Consider the following 15048-nt stretch of genomic DNA (forward strand, 5'->3'; position numbering starts at 1 on the left):
GTCGAATTGTCATAAATGTATGCTGCACAGGCACCGGGACAATACAGGCACAATTCAATTTAACAGTTTAGTAGTTTGGTACATGGGGAAGAAAGTTAACGACTACTGATATTACTTTGAAAGGATGATGTAGGAGTGGATCAGAAGGACGAACAGTTACAGCATTTCCGGAAGCAGAACACGGGACCGGACAAGCAGATGCAGGAAGAGAGCGGCATGAAGGTGTCGAATGACCAAAAGACGCTAAGGGCGGGCAAGCGCGGTCCTCTAATGATGCAGGATTTCCATTTCTATAAGAAGCAGACGCATTTCAATAGGGAACGGATACCTGAGAAAGTTGTCCATGCGCGGGGGTTTGGGGCGTATGGTGATTTTGAGTTGTATGAATCGATGAAAGACTATACAGTTGCGAAATTTCTGCAGAAGCCGGGTACGAAGACGCCTGTATTTGTAAGGTTTTCGAATTTCATCGGGAACAAGGGATCGAAGGACACGGCGGTGGATATCCGCGGTTTTGCAGTGAAGTTTTATACGGAAGAAGGGAATTATGATTCGCTGGCGTTGCAGTTCCCTGTTTTCATTCTCGCAGACGCGATGAAGTTCATGGATGTGACACATGCTGCAAAGCCTGACCCGATGACGCATACTCCGCAAGCAACTGTGGCGCATGACCGATTCTGGGATTATGTCGTGAACAACCCGGAATCCGCCCATATGGTCATGTGGCTCATGTCCATGCGAGGCCGGCCGAGAAGCTGGCGGATGATGGAAGGGTATCCGATCAACACATTCCGGTTCGTGAATGAAGCGGGTAAGTCGACATTTTTCCGTATGGTTTGGAAGCCGAAGCTGGGTGTCCACTCATTGCTGCTGGATGAAGCAAACCTGATCGGCGGAGTCGACCCGGATTTCCATCGGAATGATTTGATCGAAGCGATCTCGAGCGGTGCTTTTCCTGAATACGAGCTAGGAGTCCAACTGATTAATGAGGAAGACGAGTTCAAATTTGACTTTGATCTATTGGATGACACGAAGTTATGGCCAGAAGAGGTAGTTCCGGTAAAGATCATCGGTAAATTGACGTTGAACCGTCTTATGGACAACTTCTTCGCTGAGGCGGAACAGTCCGCTTTCAATCCCGCGAATCTCGTTCCGGGAATTGAGTTTTCGAATGATCCGGTATTGCAAGGGCGGTCGTTTGCGTACCGCGATACGGAACTATACCGTCAACATTCTGCAAACTACGAGGATCTCCCAGTGAACCGGCCGCTGAAGGAAGCGACGAATAATCTACGGGACAGCTACATGAAGTACCATATTGAAACGGATCATGTCCATTACCATAACAATTCGCTCGCCCAAAACACGCCTGCCGAGACGCCTCCTGAGGAAGGCGGATATGAGAATTATCCTGAAAAAGTCGAGGGACATGTGACTAGGGAACATCCGAGCGATTCATTCCAAGACTATTTCTCACAAGCAAGAATGTTTTGGAACAGCCTTTCATTGCCTGAAAGACAAGACCTTGTCGAATCATTCAGCTACCACATCGGGGGCGTCAAGGACAAGACAATCCGCCAGAAAAACGTGGACATGTTCGCGAATGTCGACGTTGAGATGGCTAGCTTGATCGCTGACAATGTCGGTGTCGAGGCACCAAAAACGGCAAATGTCGAAAATGATGAAAGCTATCCTTCCCTCAGTCAGTTGAATTCCCCGCATTCCGCTATGACCCAAAAAGTCGGAGTATTGATTGGCAACGGGTTCAATGGAGAAGAAGTCCAAAGCACGTTGGAAAGCTTCAAGCAGAATGGCGTTCTATTCGAACTGATCGGCGAGAAGCTGGGCACTGTCACTTGCTCAGAGCGGAACGAGCTGGAAGTGGATAAAGCGTTTCTAAACGTCCACCCAGTTCTGTACGATGCCATTTACGTAGTCGGAGGCACTGCCGGCAATCAAATGATGTTCGACCAGCACATCGCTGATTTCATTAAAATGCAGTATATGCATATGAAACCGATCGGCGTTGCAGCAGGCGGTGAACAATATCTCCTAAATACGGAAGAGAATAATATGGATGGTGTCGTCGTCGCCGGAGAAAATGAGGACTTCACCGATAAATTCATTGAAGCCATAGCTCAAAAACGATTTTGGGATCGGACATAAAAAGAAATCTGCGGTGCCTGTGCAGCACACTATTCAGATAACGCACTACAATTGCATATAAAAAAAGTGGAAGTCATCCAAATTAACGTTTGGGTGGCTTCCTTTTGTATATATATACATTATAATAAATAGTCATAAATGTGTGATACACAGGCACCAAAACAATTCGGACGGACAATGGTAGACGTTTAAAAAAGGCTTGACTTCTCAGGTAGGCATGGTAAGATTCAAAGAATTACTTTTATGCAGGAACATTTCAATTACATAGATAATGAGAGATGGTGCAGTAATTCGATTGTGTGCAGCAGCAAGAGACTGAATGGTTGGTGGGAATTCAGGCAGCAATCAGGGTGAAGTACGCCATTGGTATTGCTCAATTTGACATGAAGTGGATGGCCGATTACCTATCGGATCATCAAGTAGGGTGGTAACGCGGAGAACTCCTTCGTCCCTTTCCAAGGGATGAATGGGGTTTTTCTGTATTCATTTTTTAGTTTAGCCCCAGTGATTGTTAAAAGAAAAGGAGATGTCATGAATGAAAAAAGAAATGACTTTTGGACTTTCAATTATCCCAATATTGGCATTAGTAATTTCGGCAACTTCATCGATTTTCATTTGGAAAGCGGGGATGCATATCCCGCTGCTCATTGGGGTGTTTGCTGCAGCAGTCATTGCGAAAATTTGTGGCTGGCGTTGGGAGAAAATCGAAAAAATGATGGTCAATGGGGTATCCCGGGCATTGCCCGCAGTTTTTATCTTACTGATTATCGGTATCATTGTTGGAACTTGGATTGCGAGTGGTGTGATCCCGACGATGATTTACTATGGTCTATCGATTATTGAACCATCGTTATTTATTCCACTTGTCGCACTCATCACTGGAATTGTTTCGATCACATTGGGAAGCTCATTTACTTCCATTGCGACAATCGGGATTGCTTTCATGGCGATTGGGGAGGGGTTGGGATTTCCTCCGGGACTTGTAGCGGGGGCAGTCATTTCCGGGGCATACTTCGGTGATAAATTATCGCCGTTGTCCGATACGACAAACATCGCGCCTGCCATGGCTGAAACAGATTTGTTCGGCCATATAAAGCACATGCTGTGGGATACGATTCCTGCATTTGTCATTGCACTAGTTTTATATTGGTTCGTAGGTCTTTCAGGGGTAGCAACCCATGCTGTGGATTCGGCTGGCATTAATGTAATCAAAACAGGATTGGAAGGTGTCTTTACCATTCATCCACTATTGCTTCTGATGCCTGTATTTACAATCGTTTTGATGATGAAACGTGTACCGGCCATTCCAGCGTTAACGATTGTTGGACTTTTAGGGGCTGTACTTGCAGTAATCGTTCAGGGTTCTTCCATATCCTCAATAGCGCAAGTGATGACGAGTGGATTTTCAGTCGATTCGGGAGTGGCTACGGTGGATTCTTTGTTGAATAAGGGTGGTCTTTTATCGATGTTAGGAACAATTGGGCTGTTAATCATCGCCACTGCTTTTGGTGGGATTCTTGAAGAAACCGGCTCTTTTGAAGTGGTCACAAGAAAAATGATAGCAGGTGTCCGTTCAACGGGAACATTAATCAGCACGACCATTCTTTCGACCTTTGTTGTGGCATTCGCAAGTGGGGCACAAATGTTAGCGATTATTTTACCTGCAAGAACATTTGTCCAAACGTATAAAGAGATGGGAATCGATACGAAAAACCTTTCCAGATGTGTTGAAGCGGCGGGTACGGTAGGCATTAACCTTGTCCCGTGGAGTGTTCCTGCAATTTTTGCAGCAAGTACTCTAGGGGTAAGTCCAGGACAATTTATCCCATATGCATTCTTTGCGTTTTTAGTTCCGCTAATTAATATCGTTTTCGGCTTCACGGGCTGGACGATTACGAAGAAGAGCTATCAGAAGGAAGATGAAATAAAAACGGAAGGAGCTATTTCGCTATGAGCAAGGTCGTTTTACATGTGTTAGGAACGGCTCAAGATGCCGGTCTGCCGCATCCAAATTGCTTTTGTAAAAACTGTACGGAAGCCATAGAAAATCCAACGTTCAGGCGCACTGCAGCGTCATTAGCCATTGTGCTTCCTGAAGAAAGGGCATGGCATTTGATCGATGCAACGCCAGATCTGAAAGAGCAGATGGCAAGGGTACAGATGAAGCACAATCTGCAAGGGCAGCTCATGTCGAGCATCTTTTTGACACATGCTCATCTAGGCCATTATCCCGGACTATTATTTTTAGGGAGAGAAGCGATTGGTGCAAATAAAGTACCAGTACTGGCAGGGGCGAAAATGAAGAAGCTGTTGGAAGAACAAGCGCCTTGGAGCCAATTAACAAAACTCAATAACATTGACCTGCAAGAAATACATGATGGTCAAGCGATTGCTGTTTCACCGGAAGTCACCGTTATACCTGTGGATGTCCCGCACAGAAATGAGTTTTCAGAGACATTTGCGTTTTGGATTACAGGGACGGAGAAGAAAGTTTTGTACATTCCGGATATCGATCGATGGGAACAATGGGACAAGGACATTCATGAAGCGTGCAAGGAAGCGGACATCTGCTTACTTGACGGCACATTTCATTCCACCGAAGATCTTACAAACATTGGCCGGGATTATCGGGAAATCCCTCATCCGCTCATGACAGAAACAATGTATCGCTTACAAGATCTAGTGGAGCAAACTGAGATTTATTTCATTCATCTCAATCACTCAAATCCCGTGCTTGATAAGGAGCGGATTGTTCGGAATGAGCTTGAAATGAAAGGCTTTCATATTGCGGAGGAAGGCATGGAGTTTATTCTGTGATATTGGTAAAAATAAAGAAAGTTTAGTATACTAATGGAAACTAATTTACATAGAGAGGGGATAGGATGATGACGAAAATTGGCTGTGACGAGGGGATCATCTATGAATTCAATAAGGTGCATGAACCGATACGGACCATCCCGGCCGGTTCAACGGTCACGATTCAAACGTACGATTGTTTCCAAAATCAAATTCAATCAGCTGATACGGAAGTAACTGCAATCGATTGGAATAAAATCAATCCGGCGACGGGGCCTCTTTACGTGGAAGGTGCAATGCCGGGTGATGTGCTAAAAGTGAAGATCGAACGGATCGACATCGGGGACCAAGGCGTCATGGTTGTCGGACCGGATTTGGGTGTAATGGGACACGCTTTATCCAAAATGGAATCCAAGATCCTCCCTATCAAAGATGATCATGTCCTTTTCAATGACCTACAAATCCCTGTGAATAAAATGATCGGCGTCATCGGCGTAGCACCTGAAGGGGAGGGCGTGAATTGCGGGACGCCTGGCGCGCATGGCGGCAATATGGATAATAAAATGGTGACAGAAGGCGCCACATTGTACTTCCCGGTATTTGCAGAAGGGGCATTGTTCGCGCTCGGCGATCTGCATGCCGCGATGGGCGACGGGGAAGTGAGCGTATCGGGCGTTGAGGTTGCAGGGGAAGTTACCGTGACGCTTGATGTAATAAAAGGAGTATCCTTGCGCCATCCAATGCTTGAAAATGAAGAAGTGTTCACTCAAATCGTCTCCGCTCCGACGTTGGACGAAGCAGCAAAAACAGCAGCCGTGGAAATGATCGAGCGCATTGCGGAGAAGGCGTCCATGCCGGTAAGTGAAGCAACGATGCTCATGAGTGCAGTCGGCCAATCGGAAATCTGCCAAATCGTCGATCCGCTCATGACAGCAAGATTCGTCGTGCCGAAATGGGTGCTTAGTGAGTTGGGTGTTTCTTTTTTTGAATGAAAATGTTAGCAACTACTAATAATCTAAGGAACAGTGCTTTAGAAAAGGAGTGGTATGAATGACCGAAACTAAAGGCACAGAAATAATACGCTCTTCAAAAGCAGAAACCATTCTCTCTCAGATCAATAGTAAAACTAAGCTAGGCGACTTACGAAAAATCGCCAAGGACATTAAAAAAGATCACGAACTAGCTATGGAACTGTGGTCAACCGGAGAGTTTTTGCCGAGACTATTAGCAATCCTAATTATGGACAAAAAACTGCTTACACAAGATGTGCTAAATCAGCTTGATAAAGATATGCAGGCTCACACTTTGGAGGAGCGAAATAACATAATGGATTGGTTAATGGCGAATCAGCTCACCAAAGACAAGAAGACGATTTTCTTGATGGAGTCATGGGAAAATAGCCCTTCTGCTCTTCAAAGGCGAGCTTTCTGGTATTATCAAGCGCGATTGAGATGGACTGGACAAACACCGCCTGATAACACCGAAGACTTGCTATCTGCAATAGAAGCGAATATCACACAGGAAGAACCGGAAGTTCAATGGGCTATGAATTTTACCGCAGGCTGGATAGGCGTATATGATGAAAAGAATCGTGCGCGTTGTATGAAAATAGGTGAGAAAGCGGGCCTTTACAAAGATGAAAAAGTATCGAGAGGATGTACTCCCAACTATTTGCCGGAGTTCATTACGATTGAAGTTAACAAACGGATTAAGAAGTAGTTATCTATGAATAATATTTTATGTTTACATAAAACGTTCGGATGACTCCGAACGTTTTATTTGCTATTCCCGTTACATTTCCCTCACCTTTATTTATTTTTCTCGATCATCCCGCCGCTCATTTCGTGGTGCTCTTGCGTCAAAGTCTTCCGCGAATTCCTGTGTGCGGTTTTCGCCTGGATTATTTGTATTGCTGTTTGTGTTTTGAGCCTCTTTGTAAATATCAAAGCTATTATGCGTTCTTTCATTCATTGTCTTCTTATTATTTTTATTCACCGATTACTCACCTCCTCTACGTACTATGCACGTCAGCTGAAGAAGTATACGCCACTGTCCGCAATGAAAAGAAGGGATTGGAAACGTCTACGCCGAAGGTACGTAATGTGGGATTTACTTACATTGGGGGATGCGACATGAATTATGACGTCATTGTAGTGGGAGCAGGTCTTGCCGGATTGGTGGCGACTTCGGAGCTCATCAAAGCTGGGAAAAAGGTTCTCTTACTAGACCAAGAGCCGGAGTCGTCCATGGGCGGGCAGGCGTGGTGGTCGTTCGGGGGATTGTTTTTAGTTGATTCGCCGGAGCAGCGTAGGCTTGGCATAAAGGATTCCAAAGCGCTCGCTTGGCAGGATTGGATGGGAAGTGCGGGGTTCGATCGGCTCGATGATGAGGATCATTGGGCAATGAAATGGGCGGAAGCATATGTGGATTTTGCCGCGAATGAAAAACGGGAATGGCTTCATTCGCTCGGCGTCCGGTTTTTCCCTGTCGTCGGCTGGGCGGAAAGAGGCGGATATTTAGCGGAAGGGCACGGTAACTCGGTGCCGCGGTTTCATATTACGTGGGGAACGGGTCCGGGGCTCGTGAAACCGTTCGAACAAAAGGTCCGTGAGGGAATCGCCAATGGGCTTGTCGACTTCAAGCCTCGGCATCAAGTGGATGAATTGATCGTTGAAAATGGGGCAGTCGTCGGTGTGAGAGGATCTGTGCTCGAACCGAGCGAAGTCGAGAGAGGGAAAACAAGCTCCCGGACCGTCATCGGAGAATTTACATACAAAGCACCTGCAGTCGTCGTGACAAGCGGCGGGATCGGCTCGAATTTCGACCTCGTCAGGGAAAACTGGCCGTCGCGTTTAGGGGAGCCCCCGAAGCAGATGATTTCAGGCGTGCCGGCCCACGTCGATGGGCGGATGCTTGGGATATCGGAAAACGCGGGTGGTCGGATTGTGAATAAAGACCGGATGTGGCATTACACGGAAGGGATCCGGAATTGGAGTCCTATCTGGCCGTCCCATGGCATCCGTATTTTGCCGGGACCGTCTTCCATCTGGCTTGACGCAGAAGGGAACCGGTTCCCGGCACCGAATTTCCCGGGCTTCGATACGTTGGGGACGCTACAAGCGATAAAGGAAACGGGCTATGACTATTCATGGTTCATTCTCACCGAAAAGATCATTGAAAAGGAATTTGCATTGTCCGGATCTGAACAAAATCCGGATTTGACGGGTAAAAGCATTAAGAAGGTGTTATCGAGGGTGCTCCCGGGTCCACCGGCTCCCGTGAAAGCGTTCATGGATCACGGCGAAGATTTCATTGTTGCGAAGACGGTGGAAGAATTGGTGGCGGGAATGAACCGAGTTGCTGGGAATGAATTGATCGATACTAAAAAGATCGAGCGGCTGCTGCTAGCGAGAGACAGGGAGATGGACAATACATTCACGAAGGACTTGCAAATTACGGCGCTTCGCGGGGCAAGGAATTATATCGGCGATAAGCTGATCCGCGTTGCGAAGCCGCATAAGATTCTGGATCCGAAAAACGGACCATTGATTGCGGTCAAGCTCAATATTCTAACCCGAAAAACATTGGGCGGACTTCAGACGGATTTATCGGGCCGTGTGTTGAATGTAACCGGAAATCCCGTCCCCGGATTGTATGCGGCAGGGGAAGTTGCCGGATTCGGCGGAGGTGGCGTGCATGGATACCGCGCATTGGAAGGCACTTTTTTAGGGGGCTGCCTGTTCAGCGGCCGTATTGTCGGGCGAACGCTGTCGGAATAAAAAAGGGGAATTGCCGCTCCATATCGAATAAATAGATAATGACAGATAAAAAGGGGAAGAGTATATGACAGTTCAACAGTTTTTGGAAGAGCAAAATAAAGCGATCAAGGATCTGCATATCGCAAACGCGGAAACCTCGTGGATGGCGGCGACGACAGGGGAGGACGAATGGAACCGGAAAACCGCTGAGGCGGAGACGGCTTATGATCTTTATTTAGCCGATCCGGAACGTTTTCAACAAGTGAAAACATACCTGGCGCAGGATGATCTGACAGCTATCGAACGTCGTCAGCTCGATAGCTTGTACAATGGCATGGTGTCGAACCAGGTGCCGGAAGAGGACCTCAAGGAAATGGTGGAGCTTTCAACAGAGCTGATCGCCAAATTCAATACATTCCGCGCGACGATTGACGGAAAGCCTGTATCGGAGAATGATGTCCGGGAGATCTTAATTAAAAGCAATGATTTGGCGGAGCGTGAAGAGGCGTGGCATGCGAGCAAGCAGATCGGGAAAGAAGTTGAAGAGAAGCTATTGATTCTCGTGAAAAAGCGGAATGACATAGCGCGTTCTCTTGGGTACGATAATTACCACCAAATGAGCTTTGAGCTGCAGGAATTGGACAGGGATGAAGTGTTCTCGATTTTCCACAAGCTGAAAGACCTTTCGGACGAACCTTTCCGTGAAATGAAGCAGGAAATGGACAGCGAACTGGCGGAGCGATTCGGCATTTCAATTGACGAGCTTCGTCCATGGCATTATGCCGATCCATTTTTCCAAGAGGCGCCGCCGATGAAGGAATTGGATCTCGATCCGTTCTATGCCGGGAAAGACCTTGAGAAACTGACAATCGCAACATTCGATTGCATGGGCATGGACATTACGGATATGCTTGCGAAAAGCGATATGTATCCGCGCGACAAGAAAAACCAGCATGCGTTCTGCACGGATATCGACCGTGAAGGCGACGTCCGCGTGCTATGCAATAATGTACCGACCGATTATTGGTCCGTTACGACGTTGCATGAATTTGGCCATGCGGTTTATTTTAAATATGTCGATCGTCAGCTGCCATTCCTTTTAAGGACTTGCGCGCATACATTGACAACGGAAGCGATTGCGATGCTCTATGGACGTTTTGGGAAAAATCCAGCATGGCTGCAGCAGTTTTTAGGGCTGGAGAAAGCTCAAGTGGAGGAACTGACGCCGCTTATCGAGAAATCACTGCGCCGGCAAATGCTCATTGCAGGCCGCTGGATCATGACATTCACGTTCTTTGAGCGCGAGCTGTACGAAAACCCGGATCAGGATTTGAACGAGCTTTGGTGGAAAATCGTAAAGGACGTCCAATTTGTGAACCCGCCGGAAAACGTCGACTACCCGCATTGGGCAGCGAAAATCCATTTCACGCTTGTCCCGGTTTATTATCAAAACTATTTGCTTGGCGAGTTGACGACTTCGCAGCTGCAGTCCTATATTGAGAACAACATCTCAAAAGACATGTTCACGCCGGAAGTGGGCGCGTATTTGGTGGATGAGTATTTCAGGCCGGGTGCGCTCTACCCGTGGAATGAAAAGATTGAAAAAGCGACAGGTGAGAAGTTGAATCCGCAATATTTCATTGATCAATTCGTAGTGCAAGCACTTGTGTAACTAAAAACATGCCGAACAAGATTAGAAAATCCTGTTCGGCAGTTTTTCATCTTCTCTTCTTTTTCGCTAATTCTTCGGCAGCCAATTTCTTTTTATCCACAACTTTTTCGAACTCGACAAACACATAATACACATTTTCCTTTATTTCCTCGACACTCATCACTTTACCTTTACGACCTTTCAGCGTCACATTGTCGTCGATGGAAGGGATGTTTCTGAGTACTTGATTGAGTACGTAGTTTTTGTTTTCGTAGAAATGAATGGCATACATAATTCGAATCTCCTTTAGTAGTGTGATAGTTGGAATCCATTCATTTTATGATTGTCCAATAGATTTAGAACAAAGGACTTTTAGCGGGTCATGTCGAATAAAGGACTAACGGAACAAAGGGAGTGGTATCGATGAAGCTTGCCGAAGCGTTGATTGCACGGGCGGACTTGCAGAAAAGGAACGAACAGCTGAAAAGGCGGATCAGCATGAACTTGAAGATTCAAGAGGGAGAAAAGCCTGCGGAGGATCCGAATGAAATGTTGGCGGAGCTCGACAGCAATATGAAAGAATTGACGAGTTTAATTCAGCGGATCAATAGAACGAATTGCTCCATCCAATTCGACGAACAGCGGACGCTCGCTGATGCATTGGTCGAACGCGACCAGAAGTGGGACAAGCGGTTGATCCTCGCCAAAGTTGCGGAGGAAGGATCGATTCGCAACGACCGGTATAGCCGGTCCGAGATTAAAATTATGAGCACCATTGACGTCTCTGCCATTCAGAAGCAAGTCGACCAATTATCGAAAGAGTTCAGGGAACTGGACACAAAGATTCAAGGGTTGAATTGGAGCATTGATTTGCTCTGATTTGATCAGCAAGTCGGTAGCTGCATCGCAAAGGTGAGTACAAACCCGCCGACTGGGAAAGTCGGACTCAATGGTCGGTAGATGGGGCTATACCAATCGGTTCGAAGCCGTCATGAACAACTTATGCCCAGTACCGTGACATGTGTACAAGTAGAATGTAATTGTAACTTCCATGTACTAATTTGCGAAGGCAGTGAGGGTGGGTTCGGGGACTTGATTTGGAATGTAGCATCTATGGTTCTCCGTAGGTGCTATTTTGTGTGGAATAAAAAATGACGGGCACCCAATAGGAATGGATACCCGCCGCATATTACTCATTTCCTTCATTTACAATCGATCGGATAATATGGATTGAATTCCATTCGCCGAATGAAAAATAAGTGATTGGATATTGTTTCGGGAAAAGCCGCGCGTGGATTTCGCGCACTTGGTACCCTTTCTTGCGCAAGGCAAGCGTGTTTTCCCGCAGCTCTTGCAAATACGCAAGTTTCTTCTGCAACGCCATGCGCCCGTCCTTCACATAACCTGCGTGGCAGCAAAACAATTCTCCGAAGTCATACGACAAGGTCTTTTCGAGTGAATTGATAATGGCAGGAATGCTTTCATCACGTAAAATGAGTTTTGTATTAGGATGCACGTACAAATCCCCGGTGAAAAGCTGTCCCGTTTCTTTATTCAGAAAGGCTAGATGATCTGTTGCATGTCCTGGTGTCGGGATGACCGTCCAGTCGGCGTTTCTCGAACGGAATGTTTCGCCAATCGGCTCCGCCTTAAAAGGCTGTCTTTTTCCCCAGAAAAACTTCCGGTAGAATGGATAGTCCGCTTTTTGTGCACATTCTTCGATTGCCATTTCGTTCATGAAAATGGGTAGCCCATATTCTGTTTGCAAGTACTGTGCGCCCCCGGTATGGTCCTCATGCGCATGCGTAATTACGACTTTGTCAACATCGGCCTGTGTGAAGAAATCCTTGAACTCCTCCGCCAATGATTGGGAGCCAGTATCAATCAGCACCCCATCCGTTTCAAAACAATATACATTCAGCTTTACACTGTTCAATTGAACAACTCCGTTTACAAATCGGACATTGCTGCATTCATCTTGCATTGATTTCGTTTTCAAGAACAAGAGCTTCACCCCATATCGTCTTATGATTCACTTACTAGTAGACTACCATATTGTGAATGATTATTCATTCAGTGAAGAATAATCTTTCAATGAAGGATTTTTACTTGCTTGAATCGAATACAGTACCAAAAAGGGGGTTACCGTATGTCAGTCGGAACAGAATATTTACGGGTTGTGAGGGAACGGTTCGCGGTCATAAAGGGGCAAGGGGAAAAGACTTTCGCTCAATTGGATGAAGACGGCTTTCACTGGACGATGAACGACGCGTCAAACAGTGTCGCGGTTCTTATCCAGCATATTAGCGGAAACATGGTATCGAGGTGGACGGATTTTCTGACGACGGACGGTGAAAAGCCGGACCGGAATCGGGATGGGGAATTCGAGGCGAAACAAATGTCCAAGGCGCAATTGCTGGATTGTTGGGAGCACGGCTGGGGCGTATTTTTGAATACCTTAGAAAGCTTGGATGAGCAGGACTTGGAAAAGACCGTTCATATTCGCGGCGAGGCACATTCCGTCATCGACGCGATTGAGCGGCAAATGGCGCATTACGCTGCCCATATCGGACAAATCATGTTCATCGGAAAACAGGTTAACGGGGAGCAATGGGAAAATTTAAGCATTCCTAAAGGGGAATCGGACGCGTATTTGCAGCGGATGTTGAAAGGGCAATGAGGAATGATAACGGAAAAAGCCTGTGAGATGGTGTACTATAGCCGCTTCACAGGTTTTTTAATTAAGGGCTCACCTAATCTGCCAGAGTTCCCATAGTCGCGCGTTTGGAGTTCTCGTTCTTCTACAAAAAGTTCTCATACTCGCGCTCGGAGTTCTCATTCTTCTACAAAAAGTTCTCATACTCGCGTTTGGAGTTCTCGTTCTTCTTCAAAGAGTTCTCATACTCGCGTCCGGAGTTCTCGTTCTTCTTCAAAGAGTTCTCATACTCGTGTGCGGAGTTTTCGTTTGCCCTCCACCTTTTAAAAATCATCTCCATGTTTACATTCCGCCGGCCAATGGGAATCCTATCTACAGTACAACCTACAGGAGGGCAAGAAATGAATAGTCAAAGCAATGGAAAATTGCCGGAACATCCGGAGCCGTTTTGGAGGACGAGTGTCGACTTTCCGACCTTTCCGAGTTTGAAGGAAGATCTCGAAGTAGATGTAATTGTTGTTGGTGCGGGCATCACCGGGATTACATCCGCGTATTTATTGGCAAATGAAGGACTCAAGGTAGCCATTATTGAAGCTGATAAAGTGTTGAACGGGACAACGGGGCATACGACCGCGAAAATTACGGCGCAGCATGATTTAATTTATGATGAGTTCATTCAAAACATGGGGCGGAATACGGCAAGATTGTATTACGAAGCGAATATTGAGGCTCTTGATTTTATTAGAAAAACAGTGGAGGAGCATCAGATTGATTGTGATTTAACAAACGAAGATGCGTATATTTACTCCGTCTCTGAGAAGTACGCACGCAAAATCGAGAAGGAAGCGCAAGCCTATGAAAAGCTTCATATCGATGGCGGCTTAGTCGATGGCATCCCTTTTGAAATTGACAATGTGCAAAATGTCCTTGTCATGAGAAATCAAGCCCAGTTCCATGTGACCAAATATTTGGTTCACTTACTTAATTTATTTCAGCAAAAGGGTGGGCAACTCTTTGAGAACACAGTAGCTGTCAATATTGAAACGGGCGAGCAGCCAGTCGTTCTGACTCGTGACGACAATCGAATCAGCGCCAAGCATGTGCTGATTTGCACGCATTTCCCGTTTTACGAGGGGACAGGCCTTTATTCGACAAGGATGTATGCGGATCGGTCATACGCTCTTGCGGTGAAAGCGAAAAAGGAATTCCCGGCGGGCATGTACATTAGTGCGGATGAACCGACTCGTTCGTTACGTTCTGTCAAGGACAACAATGGCGAAGAACTGGTTCTCATCATCGGAGAGAATCACAAAACCGGTCAAAGTGAAGTGGAGACAATGGAGCATTACAAGTCGCTCGAGCAATTCGGCGAAGAGGTTTTCGGTCTCGAGAAGATCGTTCAAAGATGGTCGGCGCAGGATTTAGTCACATTGGATAAACTGCCATACATCGGCGAATTAACTTCCGGAAATCCAAATATCCTCATTGCAACCGGCTTCCGGAAATGGGGAATGTCCAACGGAACGGCCGCTGCATTGCTGTTCCGCGATATGGTCACTGGAAAAGAAAGTAGATTTGAGGAATTGTACACTCCGTCAAGATTCTATGCACACCCAAGTTTGAAAAACTTCCTCGTCCAAAACGCAAATGTTGTCGGCCAGTTGATTAAAGGAAAGCTTGGTTCACCGAAAAGAAGCCCCGATGATTTAGCCAAAGGGGAGGGCGCGGCCGTGACAATTGACGGTCATCGGAAAGGCGCTTACCGAGATGACGAAGGAAAAATCCATATTGTCGATACGACGTGTACCCATATGGGATGCGAAGTTACATGGAATAGCGGCGATCGGACGTGGGACTGCCCATGCCATGGATCCAGGTTTAAACCGACGGGCGAAGTGGTTGAAGGTCCTGCAGAAAAACCGCTGCAGACATATGATTATACGATTATGGATAATTTGACTTCTGAGGACTCGGGATATTGAATTAAAACGCCCCATCTGGCAACATGCCGGATGGGTTTT

Annotated in this window: 13 protein-coding genes; 10 read left to right on the forward strand and 3 right to left on the reverse strand. The window is 46.5% G+C overall.

Annotated elements, in window-relative coordinates:
* Positions 1-135 precede the first annotated feature (135 nt).
* The 5 genes from OC538_RS14805 (at position 136) to OC538_RS14825 (ending at position 6681) form a co-directional block, all read left to right on the forward strand.
* Entirely contained in the window at positions 136-2166 is a 2031-nt protein-coding gene (locus OC538_RS14805) for a catalase (RefSeq protein ID WP_262176891.1), read from the forward strand.
* A gap of 535 nt (positions 2167-2701) precedes the next feature.
* Positions 2702-4120 (forward strand): Na+/H+ antiporter NhaC, encoded by a 1419-nt coding sequence (gene nhaC / locus OC538_RS14810; RefSeq protein ID WP_262176893.1) that lies wholly within the window; start codon positions 2702-2704, stop codon positions 4118-4120.
* Positions 4117-4983 carry an MBL fold metallo-hydrolase gene (locus OC538_RS14815; protein ID WP_262176895.1) on the forward strand — a complete coding sequence of 289 codons (867 nt, stop codon included), beginning with the start codon at positions 4117-4119 and terminating at the stop codon, positions 4981-4983. Before nhaC ends, OC538_RS14815 begins: the two co-directional genes overlap by 4 nt.
* Before the next feature lie 65 nt (positions 4984-5048).
* On the forward strand, positions 5049-5954 hold the full coding sequence (locus tag OC538_RS14820) for an acetamidase/formamidase family protein (RefSeq protein ID WP_410055879.1): 906 nt from the start codon (positions 5049-5051) through the stop codon (positions 5952-5954).
* Between the two features lie 58 nt (positions 5955-6012).
* Entirely contained in the window at positions 6013-6681 is a 669-nt protein-coding gene (locus OC538_RS14825) for a DNA alkylation repair protein (RefSeq protein ID WP_262176899.1), read from the forward strand.
* 93 nt (positions 6682-6774) lie between these two features.
* On the opposite strand, the gene OC538_RS14830 is transcribed toward OC538_RS14825, so the two are convergent.
* Complete coding sequence (locus OC538_RS14830; RefSeq protein WP_262176901.1) at positions 6775-6957, reverse strand: hypothetical protein; 183 nt, start codon at positions 6955-6957, stop codon at positions 6775-6777.
* Between the two features lie 137 nt (positions 6958-7094).
* On the opposite strand from OC538_RS14830, the gene OC538_RS14835 reads away from it, so the two are divergent.
* Both OC538_RS14835 and OC538_RS14840 read left to right on the forward strand, forming a co-directional pair.
* Positions 7095-8741 carry an FAD-binding dehydrogenase gene (locus OC538_RS14835; protein ID WP_262176903.1) on the forward strand — a complete coding sequence of 549 codons (1647 nt, stop codon included), beginning with the start codon at positions 7095-7097 and terminating at the stop codon, positions 8739-8741.
* A gap of 64 nt (positions 8742-8805) precedes the next feature.
* Positions 8806-10392 (forward strand): M2 family metallopeptidase, encoded by a 1587-nt coding sequence (locus OC538_RS14840; protein ID WP_262176907.1) that lies wholly within the window; start codon positions 8806-8808, stop codon positions 10390-10392.
* 46 nt (positions 10393-10438) lie between these two features.
* On the opposite strand, the gene OC538_RS14845 is transcribed toward OC538_RS14840, so the two are convergent.
* On the reverse strand, positions 10439-10663 hold the full coding sequence (locus OC538_RS14845) for a hypothetical protein (protein ID WP_251696296.1): 225 nt from the start codon (positions 10661-10663) through the stop codon (positions 10439-10441).
* Positions 10664-10794: 131 nt separating this feature from the next.
* Here OC538_RS14845 and OC538_RS14850 point away from each other — a divergent pair, with 131 nt between their 5' ends.
* On the forward strand, positions 10795-11250 hold the full coding sequence (locus tag OC538_RS14850; RefSeq protein ID WP_262176912.1) for a DIP1984 family protein: 456 nt from the start codon (positions 10795-10797) through the stop codon (positions 11248-11250).
* A 310-nt stretch (positions 11251-11560) separates the two neighbouring features.
* Here the strand turns inward: OC538_RS14850 and OC538_RS14855 are convergent, their stop codons facing one another.
* Complete coding sequence (locus OC538_RS14855; RefSeq protein WP_262176915.1) at positions 11561-12376, reverse strand: MBL fold metallo-hydrolase; 816 nt, start codon at positions 12374-12376, stop codon at positions 11561-11563.
* A 144-nt stretch (positions 12377-12520) separates the two neighbouring features.
* On the opposite strand from OC538_RS14855, the gene OC538_RS14860 reads away from it, so the two are divergent.
* Together OC538_RS14860 and OC538_RS14865 are read left to right on the forward strand one after the other, a co-directional pair.
* Positions 12521-13051: a DUF1572 domain-containing protein gene (locus OC538_RS14860; RefSeq protein ID WP_262176918.1), complete on the forward strand. Its 531-nt coding sequence runs from the start codon at positions 12521-12523 to the stop codon at positions 13049-13051.
* 377 nt (positions 13052-13428) lie between these two features.
* On the forward strand, positions 13429-15009 hold the full coding sequence (locus tag OC538_RS14865; RefSeq protein ID WP_262176920.1) for an FAD-dependent oxidoreductase: 1581 nt from the start codon (positions 13429-13431) through the stop codon (positions 15007-15009).
* Positions 15010-15048: the final 39 nt, after the last annotated feature.

The sequence above is a fragment of the Saccharococcus sp. Marseille-Q5394 genome, assembly GCF_946901335.1.
GTDB lineage: Bacteria > Bacillota > Bacilli > Bacillales_A > Planococcaceae > Sporosarcina > Sporosarcina luteola_C.

Coding starts and splice junctions, on each gene's coding strand:
- nhaC (WP_262176893.1), top strand. CDS start 2,702: ATGAAAAAAGAAATGACTTTTGGACTTTCAATTATCCCAATATTGGCA.
- OC538_RS14815 (WP_262176895.1), top strand. CDS start 4,117: ATGAGCAAGGTCGTTTTACATGTGTTAGGAACGGCTCAAGATGCCGGT.
- OC538_RS14820 (WP_410055879.1), top strand. CDS start 5,049: ATGATGACGAAAATTGGCTGTGACGAGGGGATCATCTATGAATTCAAT.
- OC538_RS14825 (WP_262176899.1), top strand. CDS start 6,013: ATGACCGAAACTAAAGGCACAGAAATAATACGCTCTTCAAAAGCAGAA.
- OC538_RS14835 (WP_262176903.1), top strand. CDS start 7,095: ATGAATTATGACGTCATTGTAGTGGGAGCAGGTCTTGCCGGATTGGTG.
- OC538_RS14840 (WP_262176907.1), top strand. CDS start 8,806: ATGACAGTTCAACAGTTTTTGGAAGAGCAAAATAAAGCGATCAAGGAT.
- OC538_RS14845 (WP_251696296.1), bottom strand. CDS start 10,663: ATGTATGCCATTCATTTCTACGAAAACAAAAACTACGTACTCAATCAA.
- OC538_RS14850 (WP_262176912.1), top strand. CDS start 10,795: ATGAAGCTTGCCGAAGCGTTGATTGCACGGGCGGACTTGCAGAAAAGG.
- OC538_RS14860 (WP_262176918.1), top strand. CDS start 12,521: ATGTCAGTCGGAACAGAATATTTACGGGTTGTGAGGGAACGGTTCGCG.
- OC538_RS14865 (WP_262176920.1), top strand. CDS start 13,429: ATGAATAGTCAAAGCAATGGAAAATTGCCGGAACATCCGGAGCCGTTT.